Below are 26,985 nucleotides of genomic sequence, written 5' to 3' on the forward strand. Positions count from 1 at the left end.
CGTCACATTCAACAGCTTCGTTGACTGACAAATCGCTATCGCGAGCAGGCTCACTCCTACAAGGGTTTGTGCCTAGACTGAAGCAATCGCCGGACTCGCCCCGCCTTGGGGCCGCTTAGGGATATCGACCATGCAATGGATGTTCATGTTGATCGGGCTGCTGCTCGGCTGGCTGTTCGATGAGTCGTTCAGTGCCGCGCTGCTTGGTGCACTGCTCGGGCTGGCGATCGGGCAAACGCTGCGCATCGCCCGTCTTGGCTCGCAGGCCACCGAACAACAGCGTCAACTGGAACAGGCCAAGGTCGCCTTGCAAGCCGTCGAGCAGCGTCTGTTTCTGCTGGAAGGTGCCGACGTGCGCACCACACCACCTAGCGTGGCACCGACCCCGGACGCCATCGTCGACCCCGTCATCGTTGCCGAACAATCATCCACCCCCCCGCCGGATCTGGTCTGGGAACTGCCGCCCGAACTCGAACCGATCTCTGCCGTCGCCAGCGAAACCAGTCAGCCGCTGCCGGCCGATGTCTGGCGTCTGGATGCAGTCACCGACGAGCCAGCAGCCCCGGCACAACCTGCCGAACCCCGTGGCCCGAACCTGATCGAGCGTGGCATCAATGCTGCTCGCAATTGGCTGTTCGGCGGCAACACCGTACTGCGGGTTGGCGTAGTGCTGCTGTTTTTCGGTTTGGCGTTCCTGCTGCGCTACGCCACCGAGGGCATGGTGGTGCCAATCGAATTGCGTTATGCCGGCGTCGCGGCGGCGGCGTTGGCCCTGCTGGCGCTGGGCTGGTGGCTGCGTACGCGCAACAGCAGTTATGCGCTGATCTTGCAGGGCACCGGGATCGCGGTGCTGTACCTGACGGTGTTTGCGGCGATGCGTCTGCATCCGTTGCTCGATCCGTCCGCCGCGCTGGGTTTGCTGGTGGCGGTCACGGTGTTCTCGGCGATTCTCGCCATCTCTCAGGATGCTCTTGGACTGGCCGCCGCCGCTGCGCTCGGCGGTTTCGCCGCGCCGATCCTGACCTCGACCGGTGCCGGCAACCATGTCGCGCTGTTCAGCTATTTCGCGTTGCTCAATGCCGGCATCCTCGCCATTGCCTGGTTCAAGGCCTGGCGCCTGCTTAACCTGATCGGTTTTGTCGGTACCTTCGGCATCGGTTTCGCTTGGGGCCTGCGTTCGTATGCGCCCGAGCTGCTGTGGAGTACCGAACCGTTCCTGATTCTGTTCTTCCTAATGTACCTGGGCATCGGCCTGTTGTTTGCCCGGCGCAAGTTGCTCGACATACCCGATGCGCCGGCGGACGCCGATCGCGAGGCGCTGCTGCACTGGTCGGCGCGCAAGGGCGACTACGTCGACGGCACGATGCTGTTCGGCCCGCCGATCGTTGGCTTCGGCTTGCAGTTTGCGCTGGTGCAGCACCTGGAGTTCGCCGCCGCGTTCAGCGCACTCGCACTGGGCGTGATCTACATGTGCCTGGCCCGGGTGTTGATGGGCGGTCGCGCTTTGTTGCTGGGCGAAACCTGTCTGGCGCTGGGGGTGATTTTCGCCAGTCTGGCGATCCCGCTGGGCCTCGATGCGCGCTGGACTTCAGCGGCCTGGGCAGTGGAGGGCGCGGGGATTTTCTGGCTCGGCCTGCGTCAGCAGCGGCCGTTCGCCCGAGCGTTTGCCCTGCTGCTGCAACTGGGTTCGGCGTTGGCGTTCCTCAGTCAGTTGCGTGTCGGCGAAAGTAGCCTGCTCGACGGCGCACCGCTGGGGGCGTTGATGCTCGGCATCGCGCTGCTGTTCAGCTTCTATCAATTGCGCAAAGCCGCGGCGGAACAGGCTTCGCCGTGGGAGCGCCAGAGTTTGCCGGTGCTGGCGGCACTAGGCCTGACGTTCCTGTACCTGCTGGCGCCGCTGTTTTTCCTGGTTCAGGCGACAGCGATCAGTTGGGCCTTGGCCGGGCTGGTGACCCTGTTTGTCGGCCTGCGCCTGCAATCGCGCACGTTCCTGTTCACCGCATTCGCTGTGCAGTTGCTCGGTGGTGCGTTGTTCCTGTTGCGTCTGCAAGGTGCAGGTGAGGATTCGGCGGCCGTGTTCAGCGCCGGGTGGAGCGGTTTGCTCAGCGCATCCGTGATCGGTCTGGCATTGATCGGCGGGATGCTGCTGGCGGCGCGCGACGAGATGGTGCGCGGCGATGTGCGGCTGCTGCGTGGCTTGTCGGTGGTGTTGCTGGCGGGGTTGGTGCTGATCAATCTGGCGGTGCTGTTCGTGCTGCCGTGGCAAACCGCGAGTGCGGTGTGGGCGGCGAGTGGTCTGCTGATCATCTGGCTGAGCCTGTACCTCAAGCAGCGCGTGAGTTTTGTCTTCGGCCTGTTGTTGCAGTTGATCGGTGGCGCGGCGTTCTTGTTGGCCGGCCCCGAGTTGCTCGGGCTGCTGTCCAGCGAAGGTCTGCGGCCGTTGGCCCATGGCGGCTTCTGGACGCCGCTGGTGCTGGGGCTGGCCGCGCTGGTCGGTGCCTGGCGCCTGCAATTGGGCAATCACGCCTCGGCCTTCGATGCGCTGAGTTTGCAACGCCTGTCTGAAGTACTGCTGGTGTGGGGCGCCGGTTGGTGGGCGTTGGCGTGGGTCAGTGAGGTGCTGCGTTTTGCGCCGCTGAATCTGCAGGCGACGCTGTTGCTGCTGGTCGCTGCGCTGAGTGTGGCGTTGTGGACGCTGTTGGCGCTGCGCCTGAAATGGCCGGCGCTGGGCCTGCTCTGCACCTTGCTGATTCCGGCGGCGGGGCTGGTGCTGCTGGCGGCGTGGCATACGCGTTATCACCCGGCGGCGAACTTCGGCTGGCTGGCGTGGGTATTGGTGTTCGTCGTGCACTTCTTCAGCTTGCGGCGTCTGGCGCCGATGCTGCCGGCACGCGCCTTGAGCGCGGCGCACGTGCTGGGTTGCTGGCTGCTGATCGGCGTGCTGGCGCTGGAGTTGCGCTACGGCTTGCTGCTGTTGTCCGAGCAATACAACGCGTGGCGCTGGCTGGGCTGGGCGATCCTGCCGAGCCTGTACCTGTTGCTGGCGGCGGCTCCGCGCAACTGGCCATGGCCGGTGGCGGCATTCCCGCGCGAATATCGTTTGTACGCCGCGGCGCCCTTGGCAGTGCTGATGCTGGCGTGGTTCTGGCTGGCCAACGGCTTCAGCGACGGTAACGCCGAACCGCTGCCGTACGTGCCACTGCTCAACCCGCTGGAGCTGGGCCTGCTGTTCGCTCTGTTCGGGGTGTATGTATGGTCGCGTCATGCGGTGACGCAGTTTGCCCTGCGCAAGGATTACGCCGAGTACACCACGCAACTGGTCGCCGGGGTTTCGCTGTTCGCTTTCTGCACCGCGCTGGTGACCCGCGCTGCGCACCATTGGGCAGGGATTCCGTTCGAGCTGGATCTGCTGCTCGAATCGATGCTGGTGCAGGCCGGGTTGTCCATCGTCTGGACCCTGATGGCATTGGGTCTGATGATCGGTGGTCATCTGCGCCATCGTCGCGAAGTCTGGCTGATCGGCGCGGCGCTGATTGCGCTGGTGGTGGCCAAACTGATTTTTGTCGAATTGAGCAACCGTGGCGGCCTCGCCCGGATCGTCTCGTTTATCGGGGTCGGCGTGTTGCTGTTGGTGGTGGGCTACTTTGCGCCGCTGCCGCCTAAACGTGTCGAAGCCGAACCGGCGGCGGACAAACCCGTGCCGGATACCGAAGGAGTTTCATCTTGAGTCGCATGCTGAATCTGGGGTGGTTGGCGCTGGGCGTGGTGATGGCTGCCGGCGCCCAGGAAAAACCGGCGGACTTCGCCACGCAGGTGCCGCTGACGGTGAGCGGCAACGGCCCGTGGTATCGCCTCGATCTTCCGCTGAGCGCGCAATTGCAGGCTCGCCAGACCGATCTCAGTGATCTGCGCGTGTTCAACGCTGCTGGCGAGCCGCAGGCCTACGCCCTGGCTCGGGAATCGGCGCAGACCCGCGACGACGGGCAGTTGCATGAGGTGAAGTGGTTTCCGTTGTACAACGCTGCCGATGCCAGCGAGCGCGCGCCGAACGTGCGCGTGCAATCGACCACCACCGGCACCCTGGTGGAAGTGCAGCCGTCGACTCAGCTGGAGGCTGGTGAAGAAGTGCTGCGTGGTTGGCTGCTCGATGCCAGTGCGATCAAGGCGCCGCTGCAGCAACTGATTCTTGACTGGACCAGCGAGCGTGACGGCTTCCAGCGTTTCAGCATCGAGGCCAGTGATGACTTGCAGCATTGGCAGGCGTGGGGCGAGGGGCAGGTCGCGCGGCTGACCTTTTCCGACGAACGCATCGAACAGCACGAAGTGACGCTGCCGGGGCAATCCGCTCGCTATCTGCGTCTGCTGTGGGATGCGCCAACCTCGGCACCAATCCTCACGTCGGCGCAACTGAAAAGCAGCGACCCACGCAACGTGCCGCTGCCGTTGGTCTGGTCGCAAGCGCTGGTGGGCAGTAGCACCAAGTCCGGCGAGTACACCTGGCAGTTGCCGATGGGCCTGAATGTCGAGCGCGTGCAGGTCGAGCTGAAACAACCGAACAGTCTGGCTCCGGTCACGCTCGCGGGCCGGCGCGAAAGCAGCCTGCCGTGGCAGACACTGAGCAACGGTTTGCTGTATCGCCTGACCCAGAACGGTCAGGACGTGGTGCAAAACGAATTGCAGTTGTACGGGCAGACTGTGCAGCAATTGAAACTGAGCGTGGACGAGCGCGGCGGTGGTCTGGGCGAGCAGGCACCGAGCCTGAAATACGCGGTGCGAGCGACGCAGGTGATTTTCCTTGCGCGCGGTGACGGGCCTTACAGCCTGGCGCTGGGCAATCCGACGGTGAAAACCGCGAACCTGCCGCTGAGTACGCTGATTCCGGATTTCAAGCCGGAAAAACTCGCGACGCTGGGCAAGGCGACTGTGCAGGGTGAGGTGGTTGCCACGCAGGCTGCACCAGCAACCACGACGGCGGTAGCCGAGACCAACTGGAAGAAGATTGGCCTGTGGGCGGTGCTGCTGGTGAGTGTGGTGTTCCTGGGGATGATGGCGGCGAGTCTGTTGCGCAAGCCGCCCACCAATTCCTGAGAATGGCTGGCGCTGCGCGCCATTCGCGAGCAAGCCCGCTCCCACAGTTGACCGAGTAGCCTTGATGGATGCGATCACTGTGGGAGCGGGCTTGCTCGCGAAGGCGTCCGGTCAGCCGACAAAAATTTCTGTCCGGACGTTTGCGCCACGCACCACCCGTCCCGTTTCGAACTACGCTCAATCCGGCACCTGAACTCTCTCGACCCGATCACGTCTGATACAAGCAATTGCGCCCCAATGCACGTTACCGGGCGTCATCGCTCGCTAGGTTTTCAGACTCCCTGTAAACTGCGCGGGTTTTTAGCCCCCCATTCCACCGGAGCCGTCCATGTCCCGCGTTACCCTGAGTCGCTATTTGATTGAGCAGACCCGCAGCAATAACACTCCTGCCGATCTGCGCTTCCTGATCGAAGTGGTGGCGCGTGCCTGCAAAGAGATCAGCCACGCCGTGTCCAAAGGCGCCCTGGGTGGTGTTCTGGGCAGCATGGGCACTGAAAACGTCCAAGGCGAAGTGCAGAAGAAGCTCGACGTGCTGTCGAACGAGATCCTGCTCGAAGCCAACGAGTGGGGCGGTCACCTGGCCGGCATGGCGTCCGAAGAAATGGACAATGCCTACCAGATCCCGGGCAAATACCCGAAAGGCGCCTATCTGCTGGTGTTCGACCCACTGGACGGCTCGTCGAACATCGACATCAACGCCCCGGTCGGCACCATCTTCTCGGTACTGCGTTGCCCGAACGAATACCTGAGCCAGAACGAGCCGCTGAACGAAAAAGCCTTCCTGCAGCCAGGCACCCAGCAGGTTGCTGCCGGTTACGCGATCTACGGCCCGCAGACCATGCTGGTGCTGACCCTGGGCGACGGCGTCAAAGGCTTCACCCTCGATCGCGAGATGGGCAGCTTCGTGCTGACCCACGAAGACATCACCATTCCTGAAACCACCCAGGAATTCGCGATCAACATGTCCAACCAGCGCCACTGGGAAGCCCCGGTACAACGCTATGTCAGCGAACTGCTGGCCGGCGAAGAAGGCCCGCTGAAGAAGAACTACAACATGCGTTGGGTCGCGGCGATGGTGGCCGACGTGCACCGCATCCTGACCCGTGGCGGTCTGTTCATGTACCCACGCGACAGCCGTGAGCCGTCGAAGCCGGGCAAACTGCGTCTGATGTACGAAGCCAACCCGATGTCGTTCCTGGTGGAACAGGCCGGCGGCGCGTCCACCGACGGTCACCAGCGCATCCTCGACATCCAGCCGGAAGGCCTGCACCAGCGCGTAGCGGTGTTCCTCGGCTCGAAAGAAGAAGTCGCCCGCGCCACGGCTTACCACAAGGAATAAACCATGACTGCGCCCTGGCAGCCGTTGCTAGATTGGTGGTTCGGACATGCCGAATCACCGGACGAGATTGCGGCTGACAAGGGCAAGTTGTGGTTCGGCAAGAAAGACAGCCAGGACCTCGAAGCGCGTGAGCGTTTCGGGGTCTTTGTCGATCAGGCCCTCGCCGGCGAATTGACCGAGTGGACGCAACGTCCCGAAGGTTGGCTGGCGGTGGTGTTGCTGCTCGATCAATTGCCGCGAATGATCTTTCGCGACACTCCCAAAGCCTTTTCCGGTGATCTGCGCGCGCAGAAACTCGTCGCGCAGGGCATTGCGGCGGACTTCGACCGGCAACTGAAGCCGATTCAGCGGGTATTCATTTATCTGGTGTTCGAACACTGCGAAAACCTCGCGGTGCAGAACGAAGCCGTTTCGCGCTTTATCGATCTGGTGGCTGAACAGCCGGAAGCCGAGCGGGCGGTGTTTGCCAACAATCTGGACTATGCCGAGCGGCATCAGAAAGTGATTGCGCGGTTTGGACGGTTTCCGCATCGCAATGCGGTGTTGGGGCGGGAGTCGACGGCGGAGGAACTTGAGTTCCTCGCCGGGCCAGGTTCCCGATTCTAAACTTGCGTTAAGGCTGCTGCCGTCTTCGCGAGCAAGCCCGCTCCCACAGTGCCTCATGGTGGAACACACATTGTGTTAACACCGAAGATCCCTGTGGGAGCGGGCTTGCTCGCGAAGAGGCCAGTGGCCGCGCCTTAGATCCTGAAGCTGCCTACCAACTGCTTCAAGCGTGCCGCCTGCTGCTCCAGATCCGAACAAGCGCGCAAGGTTGCCTGCAGGTTCTCGACACCTTCCTGGTTCAGCGTGTTGATCTCGTTGATGTCGACGTTGATCGACTCGACCACAGCCGTCTGCTCCTCAGTCGCGGTAGCCACCGACTGGTTCATCCCGTCGATCTCGCCGATGCGCTGGGTCACGCTGCCCAGGCGTTCGCCGGCCTGGTTGGCGATGCCGACGCTGCTTTCGCTCTCGCGCTGGCTCTCGGTCATGATGCTCACTGCCTGGCGTGCGCCGATTTGCAGTTCTTCGATCATCTTCTGCACTTGCTGCGCCGAATCCTGAGTGCGGTGGGCGAGGTTGCGCACCTCGTCAGCGACCACGGCGAAACCACGGCCAGCCTCACCGGCGCGGGCCGCTTCGATGGCGGCGTTGAGCGCCAGCAGGTTGGTCTGCTGCGAGATGCTGGTGATCACTTCCAGAATCTGCCCGATGTTCACCGTGTTGCTGTTGAGGGTTTCAATGTTGCCGCAGGAGTCGCTGATTTTTGCCGACAACTGCTGCATCGCGTGAATGGTTTTATCCACAACCTGCTGGCCGTCGACCGCCAGGCTGCGCGCATCGCTGGAATGCTGCGAGGCGAGGGCGGCGTTCTGGGCGATTTCCTGGGCGGCGGCGCCGAGCTGGTTGATCGCCGCGGCCACGCTGTTGGTGCGGCTGGCCTGCTGATCGGAGTTGTACATCGACGAATTCGATGCGGCGACCACACGCAGGGCGACTTCGTTGACCTGGCCGGTGGCCGAGGACACCTCGCGGATCGAAGTGTGAATGCGCTCGACGAAGCGGTTGAACGACAGGCCCAGCGCGCCGAACTCGTCGTGGCCGTGGATCACCAGACGCTTGGTCAGGTCGCCTTCACCTTCGGCGATGTCGTGCATGGCGCGGCCCATGGTCAGCAGCGGTTGCATCAGCACGCGGATCAGCATCCCAAGCAGGGCGATGATGATCACCACGGCGATCACCATGGCGATCAGCGCCGAGGTGCGGAATTCGCTGAGCATCGAGAATGCGGTGTCCTTGTCCAGCACCAGCGCCACGTACCAGTCGGCCGATGGCACGCCGTTGACGCGGGTGAAGGAGATCAACTGCGTCTTGCCGTCGAAATCGACTTCTTTCAGGCCCGGGCTGACTTTTGGTGCGCCGTTCGGATAGGCCTCGGCAAGGGTTTTCAGCACCAGTTTGCTGTCCGGATGAATCAGGATCTTGCCATCGGCGCTGACGATGAACGCATGGCCGTGGCCACCAAAGTTGAGCGAGTTGATGATCGCGCTGACGCTGGTCAGATCGATGTCCGCGCCGGCCACACCGATCATCTGGCCCTGACGCTGCACCGGGGTGGCGACGGTGATCACCAGTTTGCCCGACGAAGCGGCGATGTAGGGTTCGGTGACGATGGTCTGTTGGGCACTGTTGGCCGCCTTGTACCAGCCACGGGCGCGCGGGTCGTAGTCCGGTGCGCGATTGCCGGCGGGTACCGAGAACATCACGCCGTCAGCGCCGCCGAAGTAGCTGAGCTGGAAATTGCCGGTGTAGGCGGGCAGGTCGATGATGCGCTTCAGGCTGGCCGGGGCGCTGCCGTCGGCGGCGACCTGCTGCGACAGCGATTGCAGCAACTGAATACGGCTTTCCAGCCAGGTCTGGATGTTGCTGGTGGTCAGGCTGCCCAGTTCCTGCATCGAGGCTTCGGTGCTGCTGCTCAGGGCTTCGCGTTGTCGATAGTCGTTGAACAAAATGAAACAGGCGAATGCAACGGCCACCACGAGGGCGGCAGCCAACAAGATCTTGTGGCTGAATTTCATGTTTCTGGTCATCGAATGAACTACCGCGAAGGGGCTGGTCGAGAAAGGGCGGCAATTTGCCACACTCGGGGGCTTTGCGCTGCTCTTATTTCGACCGCAACGCGCCAAAGATTAGGCGTCTTGGATGAAATGCGACGAAATGCTCATTAGCCGCAGAAAGTGTCTGATTTACCGGTAAATGCCAGACGAGCGGAGCAATAAATAGGCCTTTCTGAAGGGAACCAGATGAGGGTTTTCTCTTCTAAGCTTCTGGTTGGCACCATGCCATCCCCCTTCCGCTCCAGGAGTTACTTCATGTCGCTGCGATCTATCGCCCTTCTGACTTTTTGCGTGCTGTTGGCCGCGTGCAGCAAGGTCAATCAGGAAAACTATTCCAAGCTTTCGGCCGGCATGGCCAAGGCCGAGGTTGAGACGCTGCTCGGCAAACCCACCGACTGTTCGGGCGCGCTCGGCATGTCCAGTTGCACCTGGGGCGACAAAAACAGCTTTATCAGCGTGCAGTACGCCGGTGACAAAGTGCTGATGTTTTCCGGCCAAGGCCTGAAGTAAACCGGGGCTACGCGCCCACGGGAGAAAAATAATGAAGCGGTTATTGTTCGTCCTTTTTGCCGGCCTGGTACTGGCCGGCTGCGCCACCCACGGTGAAGATCCGCTGGCGCCCAAGACGGCTCATAGTGTCAACCTCAAGCGTTATCAGGGCACCTGGTATGAACTGGCGCGCCTGCCGATGTACTTCCAGCGTAACTGCGCGCAGTCCGAAGCCCATTACTCGCTCAGACCGGACGGCAATGTCGATGTGCTCAATCGCTGCCTGACCGCCGACTGGCAATGGGAAGAAGCCAAAGGCAAGGCCTACCCACAGGTGCCGGGCAAGACCGACAAGTTGTGGGTCGAGTTCGATACCTGGTTCTCGCGCTTGATTCCGGGTGTGGCGAAAGGCGAATACTGGGTGTTGTACGTCAGCGACGACTACAAGACCGCCATCGTCGGCGACCCGAGTCGCAAGTACATGTGGTTGCTGTCGCGCACGCCGACCGTCAACGGTGTGGTGCGTGAAGAGCTTTTGAGCAAGGCGCGTCAGCAGGGTTACGACACCACGCGACTGATCTGGCGGGCGTCGGATCGGCAGATGGCCAAGACTTCGAACTAAGCCTTCGAAGATCAAATGTGGGAGCGGGCTTGCTCGCGAAGAGGGCGTGTCAGTCGATTGAAATATTGACTGATACACCGCTTTCGCGAGCAAGCCCGCTCCCACATTTTTGTTTTGTGTCAGCCTAAAAGGTCACGCAGAACCTGGGTGAAGGCGCGTGCACTGTCTTCTTCGCCCGCATGTCGGCCATCGCGCACCACCCACTGGCCATTGACCAACACGTCGCGCACCTGACGATCGCCGCCAGCGAACAACCAGCGATTCAGAATCCCGTCACCGCTGGCCGTCGCCAGATACGGATCATTGCCATCGAGCACGATCCAGTCGGCACGCTTGCCGACTTCCAGCGCACCAATCGGCTGCCCCAGCGCCTGGGCGCCGCCGTCCAGCGCCGCGTCATACAACGTGCGCCCGACCATCGGTTGATCCGCGCCATACAAACGGTTACGCCGCTGATCACGCAGACGCTGGCCGTATTCCAGCCAGCGCAATTCCTCGACCACGCTGAGCGAGACATGGCTGTCGGAACCGATGCCCATGCGCCCGCCCTGAGCGAGGAAATCCACGGCCGGGAAAATCCCGTCGCCCAGATTCGCTTCAGTGGTCAGGCACAGGCCGGCGATGGCGCGACTTTTGGCCATCAGCGTGACTTCTTCCGGGTTGGCGTGGGTCGCGTGAACCAGGCACCAGCGCTGATCGACTTCGGTGTTTTCGTAGAGCCATTGCAGCGGCCGGCGACCGCTCCAGCTCAGACAGTCGTCGACCTCTTTCTGCTGTTCGGCGATGTGGATGTGCACCGGGCATTGCTTGTCGCTGGCGGCCAATACTTCGCTGATCTGCTGCGGGGTGACCGCGCGCAGCGAGTGGAAGCACAGACCCAGCGATTGCGCTTTTTGCTGAGCCAGCAGCGGTTGCAGGCGCGATTGCAGCTTCAGGTAGTTTTCGGTGCTGTTGATAAAGCGGCGCTGCCCATCATTGGGCGTTTGGCCGCCGAATCCGGAATGGCTGTACAGCACCGGCAACAGAGTCAGACCGATACCGCTTTCGCTCGCTGCCTGACTGATGCGCAGTGCCAGCTCGGCCGGATCGGCATACGGCTGACCGTTGTTGTCGTGGTGCACATAGTGGAATTCAGCAACTGAGGTGTAACCGGCCTTGAGCATTTCGATGTACAGCTGACGGGCGATCACGCCGAGCTGCTCCGGGCTGATTTTTCCGACGAGGCGATACATCAGGTCACGCCAGGTCCAGAAACTGTCGTTGGGATTACCGGCCACTTCGGCCAGCCCGGCCATCGCGCGCTGGAAGGCGTGGGAGTGCAGATTGGGCATGCCCGGCAGCAGCGGACCGCTCAGCCGTTCGGCGCCGTCTGCGGTGGAATCGGCCAGGATTTGGGTCAACACGCCATCGGCATTGACCTCAAGACGTACATTATTGGCCCATCCGTTAGGCAGCAGCGCGCGTTCGGCAAAGAAAGCGGACATGGTTCAGCACCCCATCGTGTGTTATTTGTATATACATATACAGACGTTTGCCTGCCCGGTAAACTCCGGCAAGCTAGCAACCTTCATCCAATGAACAGGGATCAACCGTGCCGACTCCGCCTCCAGTCTCCCCGTTGGCCGCGAACATGGGCGACAGTCCGGCGCCCTTGTACGCCCGCGTCAAACAGATGATTACCCAGCAGATCGACAGCGGTAACTGGCCACCGCATTACCGCGTACCGTCGGAAAGCGAACTTGTCAGCCAGCTCGGTTTCAGCCGCATGACCATCAACCGCGCGCTGCGCGAAATGACCGCCGACGGCCTGTTGGTGCGCATGCAAGGTGTCGGTACGTTTGTCGCCGAACCGAAGAGCCAGTCCGCGCTGTTCGAAGTGCACAACATCGCCGACGAAATCGCCTCCCGTGGCCATCGCCACACCTGCCAGGTGATCACACTCGAAGAAGAGGCTGCCGGCTCCGAGCGTGCGCTGGCGCTGGACATGCGCGAAGGGCAGAAGGTCTTCCACTCGCTGATCGTGCATTACGAAAACGACATTCCGGTGCAAATCGAAGACCGCTTCGTCAACGCACTGGTCGCCCCGGAATACCTCAAGCAGGACTTTACCCTGCAGACGCCTTACGCCTATCTCAATCAGGTGGCGCCGCTGACCGAAGGCGAGCATGTGGTCGAAGCGATCCTCGCTGAGCCGTCCGAGTGCAAGCTGCTGCAGATCGAAAAAGGCGAGCCCTGCCTGCTGATCCGTCGCCGCACCTGGTCGGGGCGTCAGCCGGTGACCGCCGCTCGCTTGATCCACCCCGGTTCCCGTCATCGTCTGGAAGGACGCTTTCATAAATGAATGGTTTGAAGGTTTTACGCGCCGAGGGTTACCCGCGCATGCCGTGGAAAAACGGCGGCGGCAGCACCGAAGAAATAACCCGTGACGCCGGAGCTGGCCTCGATGGTTTCGGTTGGCGGCTGTCGATTGCCGACATTGCCGAGTCCGGTGGTTTCTCGACCTTTGCCGGTTACCAGCGGGTGATCACGGTATTGCAGGGCGATGGCATGACCCTGTGCGTCGATGGTGATGACACGCGCCCATTGTTACCGCTGGATCCGTTTGCGTTCAGCGGCGAAAGTCGGGTGTCCTGCACTTTGCTTGGTGGTGCGATCCGCGACTTCAACCTGATCTACGCGCCACAGCGGTACAGCGCGCGGTTGCAGTGGCTGGATGGTGAGCAGCGGTTCTTCAGCTCGGCATCGACGGTGCTGGTGTTCAGTGTCAGTGAGCTGCTGCAAGTGCAGGTCGGTGACAGCACTGCGCAACTGGGTCGGCATGATTGTCTGCAACTGGACGGTAACACCGGGCTGGTTGAAGTGGCGGTCAATGCCGGGTGCTGCGTTATTGAACTGACTGCGCGCTGATCCTTCTGCTCATATAAAACACATTGTGGCGAGGGAGCTTGCTCCCGCTGGGCTGCGAAGCGGCCCCATTTCGGTAAATGCCGGAATGGGAGTCCTTCGGCCTCCAGCGGGAGCAAGCTCCCTCGCCACAATTGCATTTCTACAGGCCGTTTCCCTCGGCGCACCAACTTGTTACCGAACGCCCCAGCGTGGCGCATAACCACGCTTTCGTAACAGCCGCACACTTCCCTCATACACCTCCGCAAAAATTTTCATTCACGCCGCAACCCTTGACTCAGGCGCTCTGCAGCCCTGTCCGCGATTTTTCTTGAACGCCCCTCCAGTAAGTTGGCCGCTTGATTGCATATGCTTGTATGTACAAGTAAAGACGTATGCGTATAAGTCCGCAGCGTCCACTGATTCGCTTGTCGCGCATTGAGGCGCACAGGCTGCTTGCCCACTGCCAGGGTTGGTTTGAATTGATCGCTGAGGAGTCTTTTTCGTGACTGACAATAAGCCTACAAAGTTTCGCAACGTCGAGATCCGCGCTGCCCGCGGCAACAAGCTGACCGCCAAGAGCTGGCTGACCGAAGCGCCGCTGCGCATGCTGATGAACAACCTCGACCCGGAAGTGGCCGAGAACCCGAAAGAGCTGGTGGTTTACGGTGGTATCGGTCGCGCCGCGCGTAACTGGGAGTGCTACGACAAGATCGTCGAAAGCCTGACCAATCTGAACGACGACGAGACCCTGCTGGTGCAATCCGGCAAGCCGGTCGGCGTGTTCAAGACCCACAGCAACGCCCCGCGCGTACTGATCGCCAACTCCAACCTGGTGCCGCACTGGGCGAGCTGGGAGCACTTCAACGAACTCGACGCTAAAGGCCTGGCCATGTACGGCCAGATGACCGCCGGCAGCTGGATCTACATCGGCAGCCAGGGCATCGTCCAGGGCACCTACGAAACCTTCGTCGAAGCTGGTCGCCAGCACTACAACGACAACCTCAAGGGCAAGTGGGTGCTGACCGCCGGTCTGGGTGGCATGGGCGGTGCTCAGCCACTCGCTGCAACCCTGGCTGGCGCCTGCTCGCTGAACATCGAATGCCAGCAGGTGAGCATCGATTTCCGCCTGAAAAGCCGTTACGTCGATGAGCAGGCCAAAGATCTCGACGACGCCCTGGCGCGCATCGCCAAATACACCGCCGAAGGCAAAGCGATTTCCATCGCGCTGCTGGGTAACGCCGCCGAAATTCTCCCGGAACTGGTCAAGCGCGGCGTGCGCCCGGACATGGTCACCGACCAGACCAGCGCCCACGACCCACTCAACGGTTACCTGCCGGCGGGCTGGACCTGGGACGAGTATCGCGCCCGCGCCAAGACCGAGCCGGCCGCTGTGATCAAAGCCGCCAAGCAGTCGATGGCTGTTCACGTCAAAGCGATGCTGGACTTCCAGAAGCAAGGCATTCCGACCTTCGACTACGGCAACAACATCCGTCAGATGGCGCAGGAAGAAGGCGTGGAAAACGCGTTCGACTTCCCGGGCTTCGTCCCTGCCTACATCCGCCCACTGTTCTGCCGTGGCATCGGCCCGTTCCGCTGGGCGGCGCTGTCGGGTGATCCGCAGGACATCTACAAGACCGACGCCAAAGTCAAAGAGCTGATCCCGGACGACGCGCACCTGCACAACTGGCTGGACATGGCCCGCGAGCGCATCAGCTTCCAGGGTCTGCCGGCACGTATCTGCTGGGTCGGTCTGGGCCTGCGCGCCAAGCTCGGTCTGGCGTTCAACGAAATGGTGCGCAGCGGTGAGCTGTCGGCACCGATCGTGATCGGTCGCGACCATCTCGACTCCGGCTCGGTGGCCAGCCCGAATCGCGAAACCGAATCGATGCAGGACGGTTCGGACGCCGTGTCCGACTGGCCACTGCTCAACGCCCTGCTGAACACCGCGAGCGGCGCGACCTGGGTTTCCCTGCACCACGGCGGTGGCGTGGGCATGGGCTTCTCGCAGCACTCGGGCATGGTGATTGTCTGCGACGGCACTGACGAAGCGGCCGAGCGTATTGCGCGCGTGCTGCACAACGATCCGGCCACTGGCGTCATGCGTCACGCCGATGCCGGTTACCAGATCGCTATCGATTGTGCGAAGGAGCAGGGGCTGAACTTGCCGATGATTACCGGCGGCAAGTAACACGCTTTGGCTTTATGTGGGAGCGAGCTTGCTCGCGAAAGCAATCTGTCAGCCAGCACAGATGTTGAATGTGCTGGCCAATTCGCGAGCAAGCTCGCTCCCACAGAAAAGCAGCCCTACCGAAGCTCAGTGAACAATTAAAACAATCCACAGAGGTTGAATCATGGCTGTAACCCCCGATCGTGCAGGCAACAAACCGTTGATCGAAAGGCGTTCGATCGACTACATCCCGGAAGCGGAAAGACACGGTCGTCTGTTGAGCCAGTTCACCCTGTGGATGGGTGCGAATCTGCAAATCACCGCGATTGTCACCGGGGCGCTGGCCGTGGTGCTGGGCGGTGATGTGTTCTGGTCGTTGATCGGTCTGTTGATCGGTCAACTGCTGGGCGGCGGGGTGATGGCGCTGCATGCGGCGCAAGGGCCGAAACTGGGCCTGCCGCAGATGATTTCCAGCCGCGTGCAATTTGGCGTGTACGGCGCGGCGATCCCGATCGTGCTGGTGTGCCTGATGTACCTGGGGTTCACCGCCACCGGTACGGTGCTTTCCGGGCAGGCGCTGGGCCAGTTGTTTGGCGTCAGTGACACGGTTGGCATCCTGCTGTTCGCCAGTGTCATTGTGCTGGTCACGGTGCTGGGTTATCGGGTGATCCACTGGATCGGCCGGGTCGCCAGTGTCATCGGCGTGATTGCCTTTGTTTACCTGTTCAGCCGTTTGCTGAGCCAGGTGGATGTGGGCGCACTGTTGCAGATCCGTCACTTCAGCTGGAGCAGCTTCCTGCTGGCGGTGTCGCTCGCGGCATCCTGGCAGATCGCGTTCGGCCCGTATGTGGCGGACTATTCGCGCTACCTGCCGAGCAAGATTTCCTCGGTGAAAACCTTCTTTGCCGCTGGCGCCGGTTCGGTCATCGGTGCGCAGGTGGCGATGGTGCTTGGCGTATTCGCCGCGGCTTCGGCCAACGGCCAGTTTGCCGGTCACGAAGTGGCCTACATCGTCGGGCTGGGCGGCACTGGTGCCACCGCCGCGCTGCTGTACTTCAGCATCGCGTTCGGCAAGGTCACCATCTCGACGCTGAACTCCTACGGCAGCTTCATGTGCATCGCGACCATCATCAGTGGTTTCAAAGGTCACCTGACCGTTACGCGCATGCAGCGTCTGGTGTTCGTGCTGGTGATCGTCGGCGCGGCAACCCTGGTCGCCTTGCTCGGTCAGCACTCGTTCCTCGGTGCGTTCAAGTCGTTCATCCTGTTCCTGCTGGCGTTCTTCACGCCATGGAGCGCGATCAATCTGGTCGACTACTACTGCATCACCCGCGAGCGCTACGACGTGCCGGCGCTGGCCGATCCGAACGGTCGCTACGGGCGCTGGAACCTGCTCGGGATCAGTGTCTATGTGTTCGGTGTGCTGGTGCAGCTGCCGTTCATCTCCACCAAGTTCTACACCGGCCCGTTGGTGGCTGCCCTCGGTGATGTGGATATCTCCTGGATCATCGGCCTGGTGCTGCCTGCTGCCCTCTACTACGTGTGCGCAAAAAAATGGCACGGCTCGGTGCCTGATCAACTGATTCTGCCGGTCGAGCAGAACAGCGTTGTACCACCTGAAAAAAGTGGGGCCGGGCGCGCTGCGGCGCAGGCCTGATTGGACGTGGACAGGGCTGGATGCCTCTTGACTGCCGTAAGCCAATTCATGATTAGGAGCGTCGCTACAATGAAATCGAACAAGACCCTGCTCACCACACTGCTGTCCATGGGCCTGTTGGCCAGTGCCGGTGCCACTCAGGCAGCCGGCTGGTGCGAGTCCGGCAAACCGGTGAAATTCGCCGGCCTCAACTGGGAAAGCGGCATGCTGCTGACCGACGTGCTGCAAGTGGTGCTGGAGAAAGGTTACGACTGCAAGACCGACAGCCTGCCGGGCAATTCCATCACCATGGAGAACGCCCTGAGCAGCAACGACATTCAAGTTTTTGCCGAAGAATGGGTCGGCCGCAGCGAAGTCTGGAACAAGGCCGAGAAGGCCGGCAAAGTCGTCGGTGTCGGCGCCCCGATCGTCGGCGCGATCGAAGGCTGGTACGTGCCGCGCTACGTGATCGAAGGCGACGCCAAACGCAAGATCGAGGCAAAAGCCCCGGATCTGAAAAACATCGCCGATCTGGGCAAATACGCGGCCGTTTTCAAAGACGCCGAAGAGCCGTCCAAGGGCCGTTTCTACAACTGCCCGGCGGGTTGGACCTGCGAGCTGGACAACAGCGAAATGCTCAAAAGCTACGGCCTGGAAAACAGTTACACCAACTTCCGCCCGGGCACCGGCCCGGCCCTGGATGCGGCGGTGCTGTCGAGCTACAAGCGTGGCGAGCCGATCCTGTTCTATTACTGGTCGCCAACCCCGCTGATGGGCCAGATCGACGCGGTCAAGCTGGAAGAAAAACCGGGCGTCGACAAGAGCGTGAGCATCAAGGTCGGCCTGTCCAAAACCTTCCACGAACAAGCGCCGGAACTGGTGGCCGTGCTGGAGAAGGTCAACCTGCCGATCGACCTGCTGAACCAGAACCTGGGCCGCATGGCGAAGGAGCGTATCGAGTCGCCAAAACTGGCGAAAATCTTCCTCAAGGAACATCCTGAAGTCTGGCATGCGTGGGTCAGTGAAGACGCAGCCAAGAAAATCGACGCGGCGCTGTAGGTCGATACCTCCCGGTCAACCGTGAGGCTGGCCGGGAGATATGCCGTAAATCGCTTGATTGAGATTTCTGATTGAGAGCCGCTTATGTTTCCCGAAAGCTTTACCTTTTCCATCGCCGACTGGGTCAACGGTTGGGTCGATTCGCTGGTCACCAACTACGGTGATGTGTTCCGCCACATCTCGGACACCCTGCTGTGGGCCATCGTCAACCTCGAAGGCCTGCTGCGTGCGGCGCCGTGGTGGTTGATGCTGGCGATCGTCGGCGTCGTCGCCTGGCACGCCACGCGTAAAGTCGTGACCACCGCCGTCATCGTCGGTCTGCTGTTCCTCGTCGGTGCTGTCGGCCTGTGGGACAAGCTCATGCAGACCCTGGCGCTGATGATGGTCGCGACGATCATTTCGGTGCTGATCGGCATTCCGCTGGGGATCCTCTCGGCGCGCAGCAACCGCCTGCGTTCGGTGTTGATGCCGTTGCTCGACATCATGCAAACGATGCCAAGTTTCGTGTACCTGATCCCGGTGCTGATGCTGTTCGGTCTGGGCAAGGTCCCGGCGATTTTCGCCACAGTGATCTACGCCGCGCCGCCGCTGATCCGCCTGACCGATCTGGGCATTCGCCAGGTCGACGGGGAAGTGATGGAAGCCATCAACGCTTTCGGTGCCAACCGCTGGCAGCAACTGTTCGGCGTGCAACTGCCGCTGGCCCTGCCAAGCATCATGGCCGGGATCAACCAGACCACCATGATGGCCCTGTCGATGGTGGTCATCGCCTCGATGATCGGCGCCCGCGGTCTGGGTGAAGACGTGCTGGTGGGGATTCAGACCCTCAACGTCGGACGCGGTCTCGAAGCCGGTCTGGCGATCGTGATTCTCGCAGTGGTCATCGACCGCATTACTCAGGCGTACGGTCGGCCACGGCATGAGGTGAGCAAATGAACAACGCAACCGTGAGCAAGATCGAAGTCAAAAACGTCTTCAAGATTTTCGGCAACCGCGCCAAGGACGCACTGGCGATGGTCGGCCAGGGCAAGACCAAGGACCAGGTGCTGAACGAAACCGGTTGCGTGGTCGGGGTCAACGACCTGTCGCTGAGCATCGGCACTGGCGAGATCTTCGTGATCATGGGCCTGTCCGGCTCGGGCAAGTCGACTCTGGTGCGCCACTTCAATCGCCTGATCGACCCGACCAGCGGCGCGATCTTGGTGGACGGCGTGGACATCCTGCAATACGACATGGAAGCCCTGCGCGAATTTCGCCGGCACAAGATCAGCATGGTGTTCCAGAGCTTCGGCCTGCTGCCGCACAAGACCGTGATCGAGAACGTCGCCTATGGCCTGAAAGTGCGCGGCGAGAGCAAGCAACTGTGCGCCGAACGCGCGTTGCACTGGATCAACACCGTGGGCCTCAAAGGCTACGAAAACAAATACCCGCATCAGCTCTCCGGCGGCATGCGTCAGCGTGTCGGCCTGGCCCGCGCCTTGGCGGCGGACACCGACATCATTCTGATGGACGAAGCGTTCAGCGCGCTGGATCCGCTGATCCGCGCCGAGATGCAGGACCAGTTGCTGGAGCTGCAAAAGACCCTGCACAAGACCATCGTCTTCATCACTCACGACCTCGACGAGGCCGTGCGCATCGGCAACCGCATCGCGATTCTCAAGGACGGCAAGCTGATTCAGGTCGGCACCCCAAGAGAGATCCTGCATTCGCCGGCGGACGAATATGTCGACCGGTTCGTGCAGCGGCGGGCGGCAGTAGTCTGAATATGGATTGCCTTTGTGGCGAGGGGATTTATCCCCGATGGGTGGCGAAGCCGCCCCCAAACATTGCATGCGGCGCACCTGAAACATCTTGGCTGCAGGTTTTGGGGCTGCTGTGCAGCCCATCGGGGATAAATCCCCTCACCACAGGTTTTGTATCAAAGAATAGGCATGAGGTTTTAGATGTCCCAGGCTGAAAAAATCATCATCACCGGCAGCCCCCTGCGTTGGCAGGACGTGGTCGCCGTCGCCCGTCACGGCGCGCAACTGGAACTGTCGAGCGAGACCTGGGCGCGCATCGAAAACGCTCAGGGCATCGTCCAGCGCATCGTCGAAAGCGGCGAGCGTGCCTATGGCGTCAACACCGGTCTGGGTGGTCTGTCCAACGTGTCGCTGAAGGACGAACAACTCAGCCAGCTCTCGCGCAACACCTTGCTCAGTCACGCCTGCGGCGTCGGCCCGGTACTGCCTGATGAGCAAACCCGCGCGATCATCTGCGCTGCGATTCACAACTTCAGCCACGGCAAATCCGGCATTCATCGCCGCGTGGTCGAAGCGCTGCTGGCGCTGCTCAATCGCGGCATTACTCCACAGGTTCCGTCGCAAGGTTCGGTGGGTTATCTGACGCACATGGCGCACATCGGCATCGCGCTGCTGGGCGTGGGCAATGTCAGCTATCGCGGGCAGATCACCTCAGCGCAACAGGCGCTGGCCGAAGAAGGTTTGCAGCCGGTGCAATTGGGTGCGAAGGACGGCTTGTGCCTGGTCAACGGCACGCCGTGCATGACCGGCCTCAGTTGCCTGGCGATTGCCGACGCGATGCGCCTGGTGCAATGGGCCGATGTGATCGGCGCCATGAGTTTCGAAGCGCAGCGCGGGCAGATCGCCGCGTTTGATGCCGAGATCATCGCGCTCAAGCCGCACCCTGGCATGCAACAGGTCGGTAGCAACCTGCGCGCCTTGCTCGATGGCAGTGAAGTAATCGCGACCAGCAAAGGCATTCGCACTCAGGATGCGCTGAGCATCCGTTCGATTCCGCAGGTGCACGGCGCTGCGCGCGATCAACTGGAACATGCGATCAAACAGGTCGAAGCCGAACTCAACGGCTGCACTGACAACCCGTTGCTGCTGGGCACGCCCGACAACTTCCGGGTGATGTCGCAGGCCAACCCGCACGGCCAGTCAGTGGCGATGGCAGCGGATCTGCTCGCGATTGCCATGGCTGAAATCGGCTCGATTGCCGAGCGCCGCCTCGATCGTCTGGTCAACCCGCACGTCAGCGGTCTGCCGGCGTTTCTGGTGGCCAATCCGGGGGTGAACTCCGGGATGATGATCGTGCAATACGTCGCCGCTTCGCTGTGTGCCGAGAACCGCCAATTGGCGCAGCCGGCGGTGCTCGACAATTACGTCACCTCGGGCCTGCAGGAAGATCACCTGAGCATGGGCACCAGCGCTGTGCTGAAGCTGCACCGCGCCTTGGAAAACTGCACGCAGATCCTCGCCATCGAATACCTGCTGGCGGCGCAGGCCTTTGAATTCCTCAAGGAGCAGCGCTTTGGCGCGGGCACTGACCGGGCGTGGCGCCTGCTGCGTGAAACCGTCCCGGCCTACGATCAGGATCGCTGGCTGGCGCCGGATATCGCCGCCGCCGCCAGCGTTCTGAAAAAACCGAATGCGCTGCACAACGTATTACCCAATCTGCACTGACAATACCCATACCAGCGTGCCAAGGCGCGGATCGTCCACAAGACGAGAAACGACGGATAACGGAATGCTCCGGAGCGACTGGTAGTTAATAACAATGTTCAAAAGGAGCATTTTAATGACTGCGCTGAACCTGATTCCCGGCCAACTGAGCCTCGCCCAACTGCGTGACGTCTATCAGCAACCGGTTAGACTGACCCTCGACAACAGCGCTGCGGCGCAGATCGAAGCCAGCGTCGCTTGCGTCGAGCAGATCCTCGCCGAGAACCGCACCGCCTACGGCATCAACACCGGTTTCGGCCTGCTGGCGTCGACCCGCATCGCCAGCGAAGACCTGGAAAACCTGCAGCGTTCGCTGGTGCTGTCGCACGCAGCCGGCGTCGGCCAGCCGATCAGCGATGAGCTGGTGCGGCTGATCATGGTGCTCAAGGTCAACAGCCTCAGCCGTGGTTTCTCCGGCATCCGCCGCGTGGTGATCGACGCGCTGATCGCGTTGATCAACGCCGAGGTTTATCCGCACATTCCGCTCAAAGGTTCGGTCGGCGCCTCGGGTGACCTCGCGCCGCTGGCGCACATGTCGCTGGTGCTGCTGGGCGAAGGCAAGGCGCGTTACAAGGGCGAGTGGATGGAAGCCACCGAAGCGCTGAAAGTTGCCGGTCTGACCCCGCTGACTTTGGCGGCGAAAGAAGGTCTGGCGCTGCTCAACGGCACTCAGGTGTCCACCGCATTTGCCCTGCGCGGTCTGTTTGAAGGTGAAGACCTGTTTGCCGGCGCAATCGCACTGGGCGGTCTGACGGTTGAAGCGGTATTGGGTTCGCGCTCGCCGTTCGATGCACGTATTCACGCCGCTCGCGGTCAGAAAGGTCAGATCGATGCAGCTGCCGCATATCGCGATCTGCTCGGCGAGCGCAGCGAAGTCTCCGACTCGCACCAGAACTGCGAGAAGGTTCAGGACCCGTACTCCTTGCGTTGCCAGCCACAAGTCATGGGCGCCTGCCTGACCCAGTTCCGCCAGGCCGCTGAAGTGTTGGTGGTCGAAGCCAACGCCGTCTCCGACAACCCGTTGGTATTCGCCGCTGAAGGCGATGTGATTTCCGGCGGTAACTTCCACGCCGAACCGGTGGCCATGGCCGCCGACAACATGGCCCTGGCCATCGCTGAAATCGGCTCGCTGAGCGAGCGCCGTATCTCGCTGATGATGGACAAGCACATGTCGCAACTGCCGCCGTTTCTGGTGGCCAATGGCGGGGTGAACTCCGGCTTCATGATCGCTCAGGTGACTGCCGCGGCACTGGCCAGCGAGAACAAGGCGCTGTCCCATCCGCATTCGGTCGACAGCCTGCCGACCTCGGCCAACCAGGAAGACCACGTGTCGATGGCGCCGGCCGCCGGCAAGCGCCTGTGGGAAATGGCCGAGAACACTCGCGGGATTCTCGCGGTGGAATGGCTGGCGGCGGTGCAGGGGCTGGACCTGCGCAACGGTCTGAAGACCTCGGCCAAACTGGAACAGGCGCGGGCGATTCTGCGCAAGGAAGTGCCGTTCTATGAGAAGGACCGCTTCTTTGCGCCGGACATCAATGCGGCGACTGAGTTGTTGGCTTCGCGCTGCCTGACTGAGCTGGTTCCTGCGAAGCTTTTGCCTAGCCTGTAAGGGCCTCTTCGCGAGCAAGCCCGCTCCCACAGGGGAACGCATTTCAACTGTGGGAGCGGGCTTGCTCGCGAATCGATTTTGAACAAGACGAGGACTTGGGATGAAAACCCTCTGGCAACACTGCCACGTCGCAACCATGGCGCAGGGCGTCTACTCGATCATCGAGGATGCGGCCATTGTGACGTCCGGTGCGCACATCGAGTGGATCGGTCCGCGCAATCTGCTGCCGTCCGGCGAATACCCGGCGGTCAACGATTTGCAAGGCGCGTGGGTGACCCCGGGCCTGATCGACTGCCACACCCACACGGTGTTCGGCGGCAACCGCAGCGGCGAATTCGAGAAGCGTCTGCAAGGTGTCAGCTATGCCGAGATCGCGGCGCAGGGCGGCGGCATTGCCAGCACTGTGCGCGCCACTCGTGAAGCGAGCGAAGATGAGCTGTTCGCCAGCGCCGCCAAGCGTCTGAAAAGCCTGATGCGCGACGGCGTGACCACGGTCGAGATGAAGTCCGGCTACGGTCTGGACCTGGCCAGCGAACGCAAGATCCTGCGGGTCATTCGTCGCCTGGCCAAGGAGCTGCCGATCAGCGTGCGCAGCACCTGCCTCGCCGCCCACGCGCTGCCGCCGGAGTACAAGGATCGCGCTGACGACTACATCGAGCACATCTGCGCCGAGATGCTCCCGGCATTGGCGGCCGAAGGGCTGGTCGATGCGGTGGATGCGTTCTGCGAGTACCTGGCGTTCTCGCCGGAGCAGGTCGAGCGGGTGTTCATCACCGCACAGAAACTCGGTCTGCCGGTGAAGCTGCACGCCGAGCAATTGTCGTCGCTGCATGGCTCCAGTCTGGCCGCGCGGTATCACGCGTTGTCCGCCGACCATCTGGAGTTCATGGACGAAGACGACGCCATCGCCATGGCCAAGTCCGACACCGTCGCGGTGCTGCTGCCGGGGGCGTTCTACTTCCTGCGCGAAACCCAGTTGCCGCCGATGGACGCCCTGCGCAAACACAAGGTCAAGATCGCCATCGCCAGCGACCTCAACCCCGGCACCTCGCCGGCGCTGTCGCTGCGTCTGATGCTGAACATGGCCTGCACCTGTTTCCGCATGACCCCGGAAGAAGCCCTGGCCGGTGCGACCATTCATGCCGCACAAGCGCTGGGGATGGCTGACACCCACGGTTCGCTGGAGGTCGGCAAGGTCGCGGACTTCGTCGCCTGGCACATCGATCGTCCGGCGGATCTGGCCTATTGGCTCGGTGGTGATCTGGACAAACGCGTCGTGCGTCACGGCGTCGAATCAAGTCTGTAGGAGAGCGGTTGTGGATAAGGTTCTGAATTTCAAACAAGGTCGCGTACCGCTGCTGATCAGCATGCCGCATGCCGGCGTGCGCCTGACGCCTGCGGTCGAAGCCGGGCTGATCGCCGACGCGAAAAGCCTGCCGGACACCGACTGGCACATTCCGCAGCTCTATGATTTCGCCGAGGAGTTGGGCGCCAGCACGTTGGCCGCCGAATACTCGCGGTTCGTCATCGACCTCAACCGTCCGTCCGATGACAAGCCGTTGTATGCCGGCGCCACCACCGGGCTGTACCCGGCGACGCTGTTCGAAGGCATTCCGTTGTTCCGCGAAGGGCTGGAGCCCTCCAAAGCGGAACGCGCGACCTATCTGGAACAGATCTGGACGCCGTACCACCGCACCCTGCAACAAGAACTGGCGCGGCTGAAGGCCGAGTTCGGCTATGCGCTGCTGTTCGACGCGCACTCGATCCGCTCGATCATCCCGCACCTGTTCGACGGCAAACTGCCGGATTTCAACCTCGGCACCTTCAACGGCGCCAGTTGCGATCCACAACTGGCGACGCAACTGGATGCCATTTGCGCCCGTCACGGCAACTTCAGCCACGTGCTCAACGGACGCTTCAAGGGCGGCCACATCACCCGCCATTACGGCAACCCGGCCGAGAACATCCACGCCGTGCAACTGGAGCTGTGCCAGAGCACCTACATGGAAGAGTTCGTACCGTTCCGCTACCGCGCCGACCTGGCGGAGCCGACGCGGGTGGTGCTCAAGGAGTTGCTGCAGGGCTATCTGGCCTGGGCAGAGTCTCACTACTCCGCATAACCCACTGTGGGAGCGGGCTTGCTCGCGAAAGCGGCGCGTCAGGCAACATATGCGTTGAATGACATAGCGCTTTCGCGAGCAAGCCCGCTCCCATAGGTTTTGTATGCAGCAGAAAAATTGTGACTGCGTACGGGCATGCTCATTGACGTAAATCGGGTTTATGATGCCGGACGGCAGAATAATAGAAAGTCCCCCCAGGGATGACCTCGACCCCTTACGGAGCACGCAATGCAGACATTGTTTCCGCAGATCAAACCCCATGCCCGGCACGATCTGGCTGTCGATGACACCCACACGCTGTACGTCGACGAAAGCGGTTCGCCGGAAGGCTTGCCAGTGGTGTTCATCCACGGCGGCCCGGGTGCCGGTTGTGACGCGCAGAGCCGTCGCTATTTCGACCCGAACCTGTATCGCATTGTCACCTTCGACCAGCGCGGCTGCGGACGCTCCACCCCGCACGCCAGCCTGGAAAACAACACCACCTGGGATCTGGTCGCCGACCTCGAGCGTATCCGCAAGCACTTGGGCATCGACAAATGGGTGCTGTTTGGCGGTTCGTGGGGCTCGACCCTGGCGCTGGCCTACGCGCAAACCCACCCGGAGCGCGTACACGGTCTGATCCTGCGTGGGATCTTTCTCTGCCGCCCGCAGGAAATCGAGTGGTTCTATCAGGCCGGTGCCAGCCGTCTGTTCCCCGACTACTGGCAGGACTACATCGCGCCGATCCCACTGGACGAGCGCGACGATCTGCTCAGCGCCTTCCACAAGCGTCTGGTCGGTAACGATCAGATCGCGCAGATGCACGCGGCCAAAGCCTGGTCGACGTGGGAAGGGCGCACCGCGACCCTGCGCCCGAACCCGCTGGTGGTCGACCGTTTCTCCGAGCCGCAGCGCGCCCTGTCGATCGCGCGGATCGAGTGTCACTACTTCACCAATAATGCGTTTCTTGAGCCGAATCAGTTGATCCGCGACATGGGCAAGATTGCTCATCTGCCAGGGGTGATCATTCACGGTCGCTACGACGTGATCTGCCCGCTGGACAACGCCTGGGAACTGCATCAGGCCTGGCCGAACAGCGAGCTGCAGGTGATTCGCGACGCCGGTCACGCGGCCTCCGAGCCGGGCATCACCGATGCGCTGGTGCGGGCCGCAAGCAACATGGCCCGTCGCCTGCTCGACCTGCCGCCCGAAGAAGCATGAAGGGGCTGTTACAGCGCGTGCGCGGTGCACGGGTCGAAGTCGCGGGAGAGATAGTCGGCGCGGTGGATCAGGGTTTGCTGGTGCTGGTGGCGGTCGAACCCGACGACACCCGTACCAGCGCCGACAAACTTCTGCATAAGCTGCTTAACTATCGGGTATTCAGTGACGCCGAGGGCAAGATGAATCTGTCCCTGGCGGATGTGGGCGGCGGGTTGCTGCTGGTCTCTCAGTTCACCCTCGCTGCCGACACCAAGAGCGGGCTGCGTCCAAGTTTCTCGACCGCGGCCCCTCCGGCATTGGGCGAGGAATTGTTCGACTATCTATTGAGCAAAGCGAAACAGATGCATGGCACTGTGGCATCAGGTAGATTCGGCGCGGATATGCAGGTGCACCTGGTCAACGATGGCCCGGTAACCTTCCTGTTACAGACATGAAAGCGCTTGAAACATCTTTTCAAGGGCTTTTCGACTGAAAACAGGCGTTTTTCGCGATAAATACTTTGTTACCCCTGATGCGTTGTCACGCGGGCTACTAGATAATCGCGCGCTATGGGGATCAGCGTTCGTTGGTCCATTTTTGACTTAGGTAGAGACTTGTCTGGATC

At 61.7% G+C, this 26,985-nt stretch carries 21 protein-coding genes and 1 pseudogene; 19 read left to right on the forward strand and 3 right to left on the reverse strand.

The annotated features are described in order from the left end of the window. The first annotated feature begins 130 nt into the window (after window positions 1-130). The 4 genes from CKW11_RS13940 to CKW11_RS13955 all read left to right on the forward strand — a co-directional run bounded on the left by CKW11_RS13940 (window position 131) and on the right by CKW11_RS13955 (window position 7,033). On the forward strand, window positions 131-3,727 hold the full coding sequence (locus CKW11_RS13940) for a DUF2339 domain-containing protein (RefSeq protein ID WP_095137972.1): 3,597 nt from the start codon (window positions 131-133) through the stop codon (window positions 3,725-3,727). Further along, window positions 3,724-5,088, forward strand: a complete 1,365-nt coding sequence (locus CKW11_RS13945; protein ID WP_095137973.1) for a DUF3999 domain-containing protein — start codon at window positions 3,724-3,726, stop codon at window positions 5,086-5,088. Before CKW11_RS13940 ends, CKW11_RS13945 begins: the two co-directional genes overlap by 4 nt. A 328-nt stretch (window positions 5,089-5,416) precedes the next feature. Continuing rightward, a complete protein-coding gene (locus tag CKW11_RS13950; protein ID WP_007961744.1) occupies window positions 5,417-6,427 on the forward strand; it encodes a class 1 fructose-bisphosphatase in 1,011 nt (336 codons plus the stop codon). A 3-nt stretch (window positions 6,428-6,430) separates the two neighbouring features. After that, entirely contained in the window at window positions 6,431-7,033 is a 603-nt protein-coding gene (locus CKW11_RS13955; protein ID WP_095137974.1) for a DUF924 family protein, read from the forward strand. A gap of 134 nt (window positions 7,034-7,167) precedes the next feature. Here the strand turns inward: CKW11_RS13955 and CKW11_RS29115 are convergent, their stop codons facing one another. Then, window positions 7,168-7,932, reverse strand: coding sequence for a methyl-accepting chemotaxis protein (locus CKW11_RS29115; protein WP_371917874.1), 765 nt, complete (start codon window positions 7,930-7,932; stop codon window positions 7,168-7,170). A gap of 93 nt (window positions 7,933-8,025) precedes the next feature. Next, window positions 8,026-9,060: pseudogene (locus CKW11_RS29120) on the reverse strand (sensor histidine kinase); the annotation flags it as partial. A gap of 282 nt (window positions 9,061-9,342) precedes the next feature. On the opposite strand from CKW11_RS29120, the gene CKW11_RS13965 reads away from it, so the two are divergent. Together CKW11_RS13965 and CKW11_RS13970 are read left to right on the forward strand one after the other, a co-directional pair. Continuing rightward, window positions 9,343-9,597, forward strand: coding sequence for a hypothetical protein (locus CKW11_RS13965; RefSeq protein WP_003220802.1), 255 nt, complete (start codon window positions 9,343-9,345; stop codon window positions 9,595-9,597). Between the two features lie 31 nt (window positions 9,598-9,628). Beyond that, the gene (locus tag CKW11_RS13970; protein ID WP_041071454.1) at window positions 9,629-10,198 is read left to right on the forward strand and encodes a lipocalin family protein; all 570 of its coding nucleotides are present in this window, start codon (window positions 9,629-9,631) and stop codon (window positions 10,196-10,198) included. Between the two features lie 119 nt (window positions 10,199-10,317). Here CKW11_RS13970 and CKW11_RS13975 read toward each other — a convergent pair whose 3' ends face one another. Continuing rightward, window positions 10,318-11,682 (reverse strand): formimidoylglutamate deiminase, encoded by a 1,365-nt coding sequence (locus tag CKW11_RS13975; RefSeq protein ID WP_095137976.1) that lies wholly within the window; start codon window positions 11,680-11,682, stop codon window positions 10,318-10,320. A 146-nt stretch (window positions 11,683-11,828) separates the two neighbouring features. On the opposite strand from CKW11_RS13975, the gene hutC reads away from it, so the two are divergent. The 13 genes from hutC (at window position 11,829) to dtd (ending at window position 26,815) form a co-directional block, all read left to right on the forward strand. After that, window positions 11,829-12,539, forward strand: a complete 711-nt coding sequence (gene hutC, locus CKW11_RS13980; protein ID WP_162803449.1) for a histidine utilization repressor — start codon at window positions 11,829-11,831, stop codon at window positions 12,537-12,539. Beyond that, complete coding sequence (locus tag CKW11_RS13985; RefSeq protein WP_095137977.1) at window positions 12,536-13,105, forward strand: HutD family protein; 570 nt, start codon at window positions 12,536-12,538, stop codon at window positions 13,103-13,105. The genes hutC and CKW11_RS13985 overlap by 4 nt, the downstream gene beginning before the upstream one ends. 481 nt (window positions 13,106-13,586) lie before the next feature. Beyond that, a complete protein-coding gene (gene hutU, locus CKW11_RS13990; protein ID WP_095137978.1) occupies window positions 13,587-15,272 on the forward strand; it encodes a urocanate hydratase in 1,686 nt (561 codons plus the stop codon). Window positions 15,273-15,435: 163 nt separating this feature from the next. Next, window positions 15,436-16,908, forward strand: coding sequence for a cytosine permease (locus tag CKW11_RS13995; protein ID WP_095137979.1), 1,473 nt, complete (start codon window positions 15,436-15,438; stop codon window positions 16,906-16,908). A gap of 69 nt (window positions 16,909-16,977) precedes the next feature. Continuing rightward, window positions 16,978-17,946, forward strand: a complete 969-nt coding sequence (locus CKW11_RS14000; protein WP_095137980.1) for an ABC transporter substrate-binding protein — start codon at window positions 16,978-16,980, stop codon at window positions 17,944-17,946. A gap of 84 nt (window positions 17,947-18,030) precedes the next feature. After that, entirely contained in the window at window positions 18,031-18,882 is an 852-nt protein-coding gene (locus tag CKW11_RS14005) for a proline/glycine betaine ABC transporter permease (protein ID WP_007949591.1), read from the forward strand. Beyond that, entirely contained in the window at window positions 18,879-19,709 is an 831-nt protein-coding gene (locus tag CKW11_RS14010; protein WP_007961757.1) for a glycine betaine/L-proline ABC transporter ATP-binding protein, read from the forward strand. Before CKW11_RS14005 ends, CKW11_RS14010 begins: the two co-directional genes overlap by 4 nt. Before the next feature lie 180 nt (window positions 19,710-19,889). Then, entirely contained in the window at window positions 19,890-21,413 is a 1,524-nt protein-coding gene (hutH, locus tag CKW11_RS14015; protein ID WP_095137981.1) for a histidine ammonia-lyase, read from the forward strand. A gap of 115 nt (window positions 21,414-21,528) precedes the next feature. Continuing rightward, window positions 21,529-23,061 (forward strand): histidine ammonia-lyase, encoded by a 1,533-nt coding sequence (gene hutH, locus CKW11_RS14020; protein ID WP_095137982.1) that lies wholly within the window; start codon window positions 21,529-21,531, stop codon window positions 23,059-23,061. Between the two features lie 100 nt (window positions 23,062-23,161). Continuing rightward, the gene (gene hutI / locus CKW11_RS14025) at window positions 23,162-24,367 is read left to right on the forward strand and encodes an imidazolonepropionase (protein ID WP_095137983.1); all 1,206 of its coding nucleotides are present in this window, start codon (window positions 23,162-23,164) and stop codon (window positions 24,365-24,367) included. Between the two features lie 10 nt (window positions 24,368-24,377). Further along, a complete protein-coding gene (hutG, locus tag CKW11_RS14030; protein WP_095137984.1) occupies window positions 24,378-25,181 on the forward strand; it encodes an N-formylglutamate deformylase in 804 nt (267 codons plus the stop codon). Window positions 25,182-25,409: 228 nt separating this feature from the next. Beyond that, on the forward strand, window positions 25,410-26,381 hold the full coding sequence (gene pip / locus CKW11_RS14035; protein WP_003220824.1) for a prolyl aminopeptidase: 972 nt from the start codon (window positions 25,410-25,412) through the stop codon (window positions 26,379-26,381). Then, window positions 26,378-26,815, forward strand: coding sequence for a D-aminoacyl-tRNA deacylase (dtd, locus tag CKW11_RS14040; protein ID WP_003220826.1), 438 nt, complete (start codon window positions 26,378-26,380; stop codon window positions 26,813-26,815). The genes pip and dtd overlap by 4 nt, the downstream gene beginning before the upstream one ends. Window positions 26,816-26,985: the final 170 nt, after the last annotated feature.

It is taken from the genome of Pseudomonas sp. Irchel s3a10 (assembly GCF_900187525.1).
GTDB classification, from domain to species: domain Bacteria; phylum Pseudomonadota; class Gammaproteobacteria; order Pseudomonadales; family Pseudomonadaceae; genus Aquipseudomonas; species Aquipseudomonas koreensis_G.

Bases quoted from the DNA above. Each gene is read 5' to 3' on its own strand.
- CKW11_RS14000 (WP_095137980.1), top strand. From the start codon at position 16,978: ATGAAATCGAACAAGACCCTGCTCACCACACTGCTGTCCATGGGCCTG.
- CKW11_RS29115 (WP_371917874.1), bottom strand. From the start codon at position 7,932: ATGTACAACTCCGATCAGCAGGCCAGCCGCACCAACAGCGTGGCCGCG.
- hutH (WP_095137981.1), top strand. From the start codon at position 19,890: ATGTCCCAGGCTGAAAAAATCATCATCACCGGCAGCCCCCTGCGTTGG.
- CKW11_RS13955 (WP_095137974.1), top strand. From the start codon at position 6,431: ATGACTGCGCCCTGGCAGCCGTTGCTAGATTGGTGGTTCGGACATGCC.
- CKW11_RS13975 (WP_095137976.1), bottom strand. From the start codon at position 11,682: ATGTCCGCTTTCTTTGCCGAACGCGCGCTGCTGCCTAACGGATGGGCC.
- dtd (WP_003220826.1), top strand. From the start codon at position 26,378: ATGAAGGGGCTGTTACAGCGCGTGCGCGGTGCACGGGTCGAAGTCGCG.
- hutC (WP_162803449.1), top strand. From the start codon at position 11,829: ATGGGCGACAGTCCGGCGCCCTTGTACGCCCGCGTCAAACAGATGATT.
- hutH (WP_095137982.1), top strand. From the start codon at position 21,529: ATGACTGCGCTGAACCTGATTCCCGGCCAACTGAGCCTCGCCCAACTG.
- CKW11_RS14005 (WP_007949591.1), top strand. From the start codon at position 18,031: ATGTTTCCCGAAAGCTTTACCTTTTCCATCGCCGACTGGGTCAACGGT.
- CKW11_RS13985 (WP_095137977.1), top strand. From the start codon at position 12,536: ATGAATGGTTTGAAGGTTTTACGCGCCGAGGGTTACCCGCGCATGCCG.
- hutI (WP_095137983.1), top strand. From the start codon at position 23,162: ATGAAAACCCTCTGGCAACACTGCCACGTCGCAACCATGGCGCAGGGC.
- CKW11_RS13965 (WP_003220802.1), top strand. From the start codon at position 9,343: ATGTCGCTGCGATCTATCGCCCTTCTGACTTTTTGCGTGCTGTTGGCC.
- CKW11_RS13950 (WP_007961744.1), top strand. From the start codon at position 5,417: ATGTCCCGCGTTACCCTGAGTCGCTATTTGATTGAGCAGACCCGCAGC.
- CKW11_RS13970 (WP_041071454.1), top strand. From the start codon at position 9,629: ATGAAGCGGTTATTGTTCGTCCTTTTTGCCGGCCTGGTACTGGCCGGC.
- pip (WP_003220824.1), top strand. From the start codon at position 25,410: ATGCAGACATTGTTTCCGCAGATCAAACCCCATGCCCGGCACGATCTG.
- CKW11_RS13940 (WP_095137972.1), top strand. From the start codon at position 131: ATGCAATGGATGTTCATGTTGATCGGGCTGCTGCTCGGCTGGCTGTTC.
- CKW11_RS13995 (WP_095137979.1), top strand. From the start codon at position 15,436: ATGGCTGTAACCCCCGATCGTGCAGGCAACAAACCGTTGATCGAAAGG.
- CKW11_RS14010 (WP_007961757.1), top strand. From the start codon at position 18,879: ATGAACAACGCAACCGTGAGCAAGATCGAAGTCAAAAACGTCTTCAAG.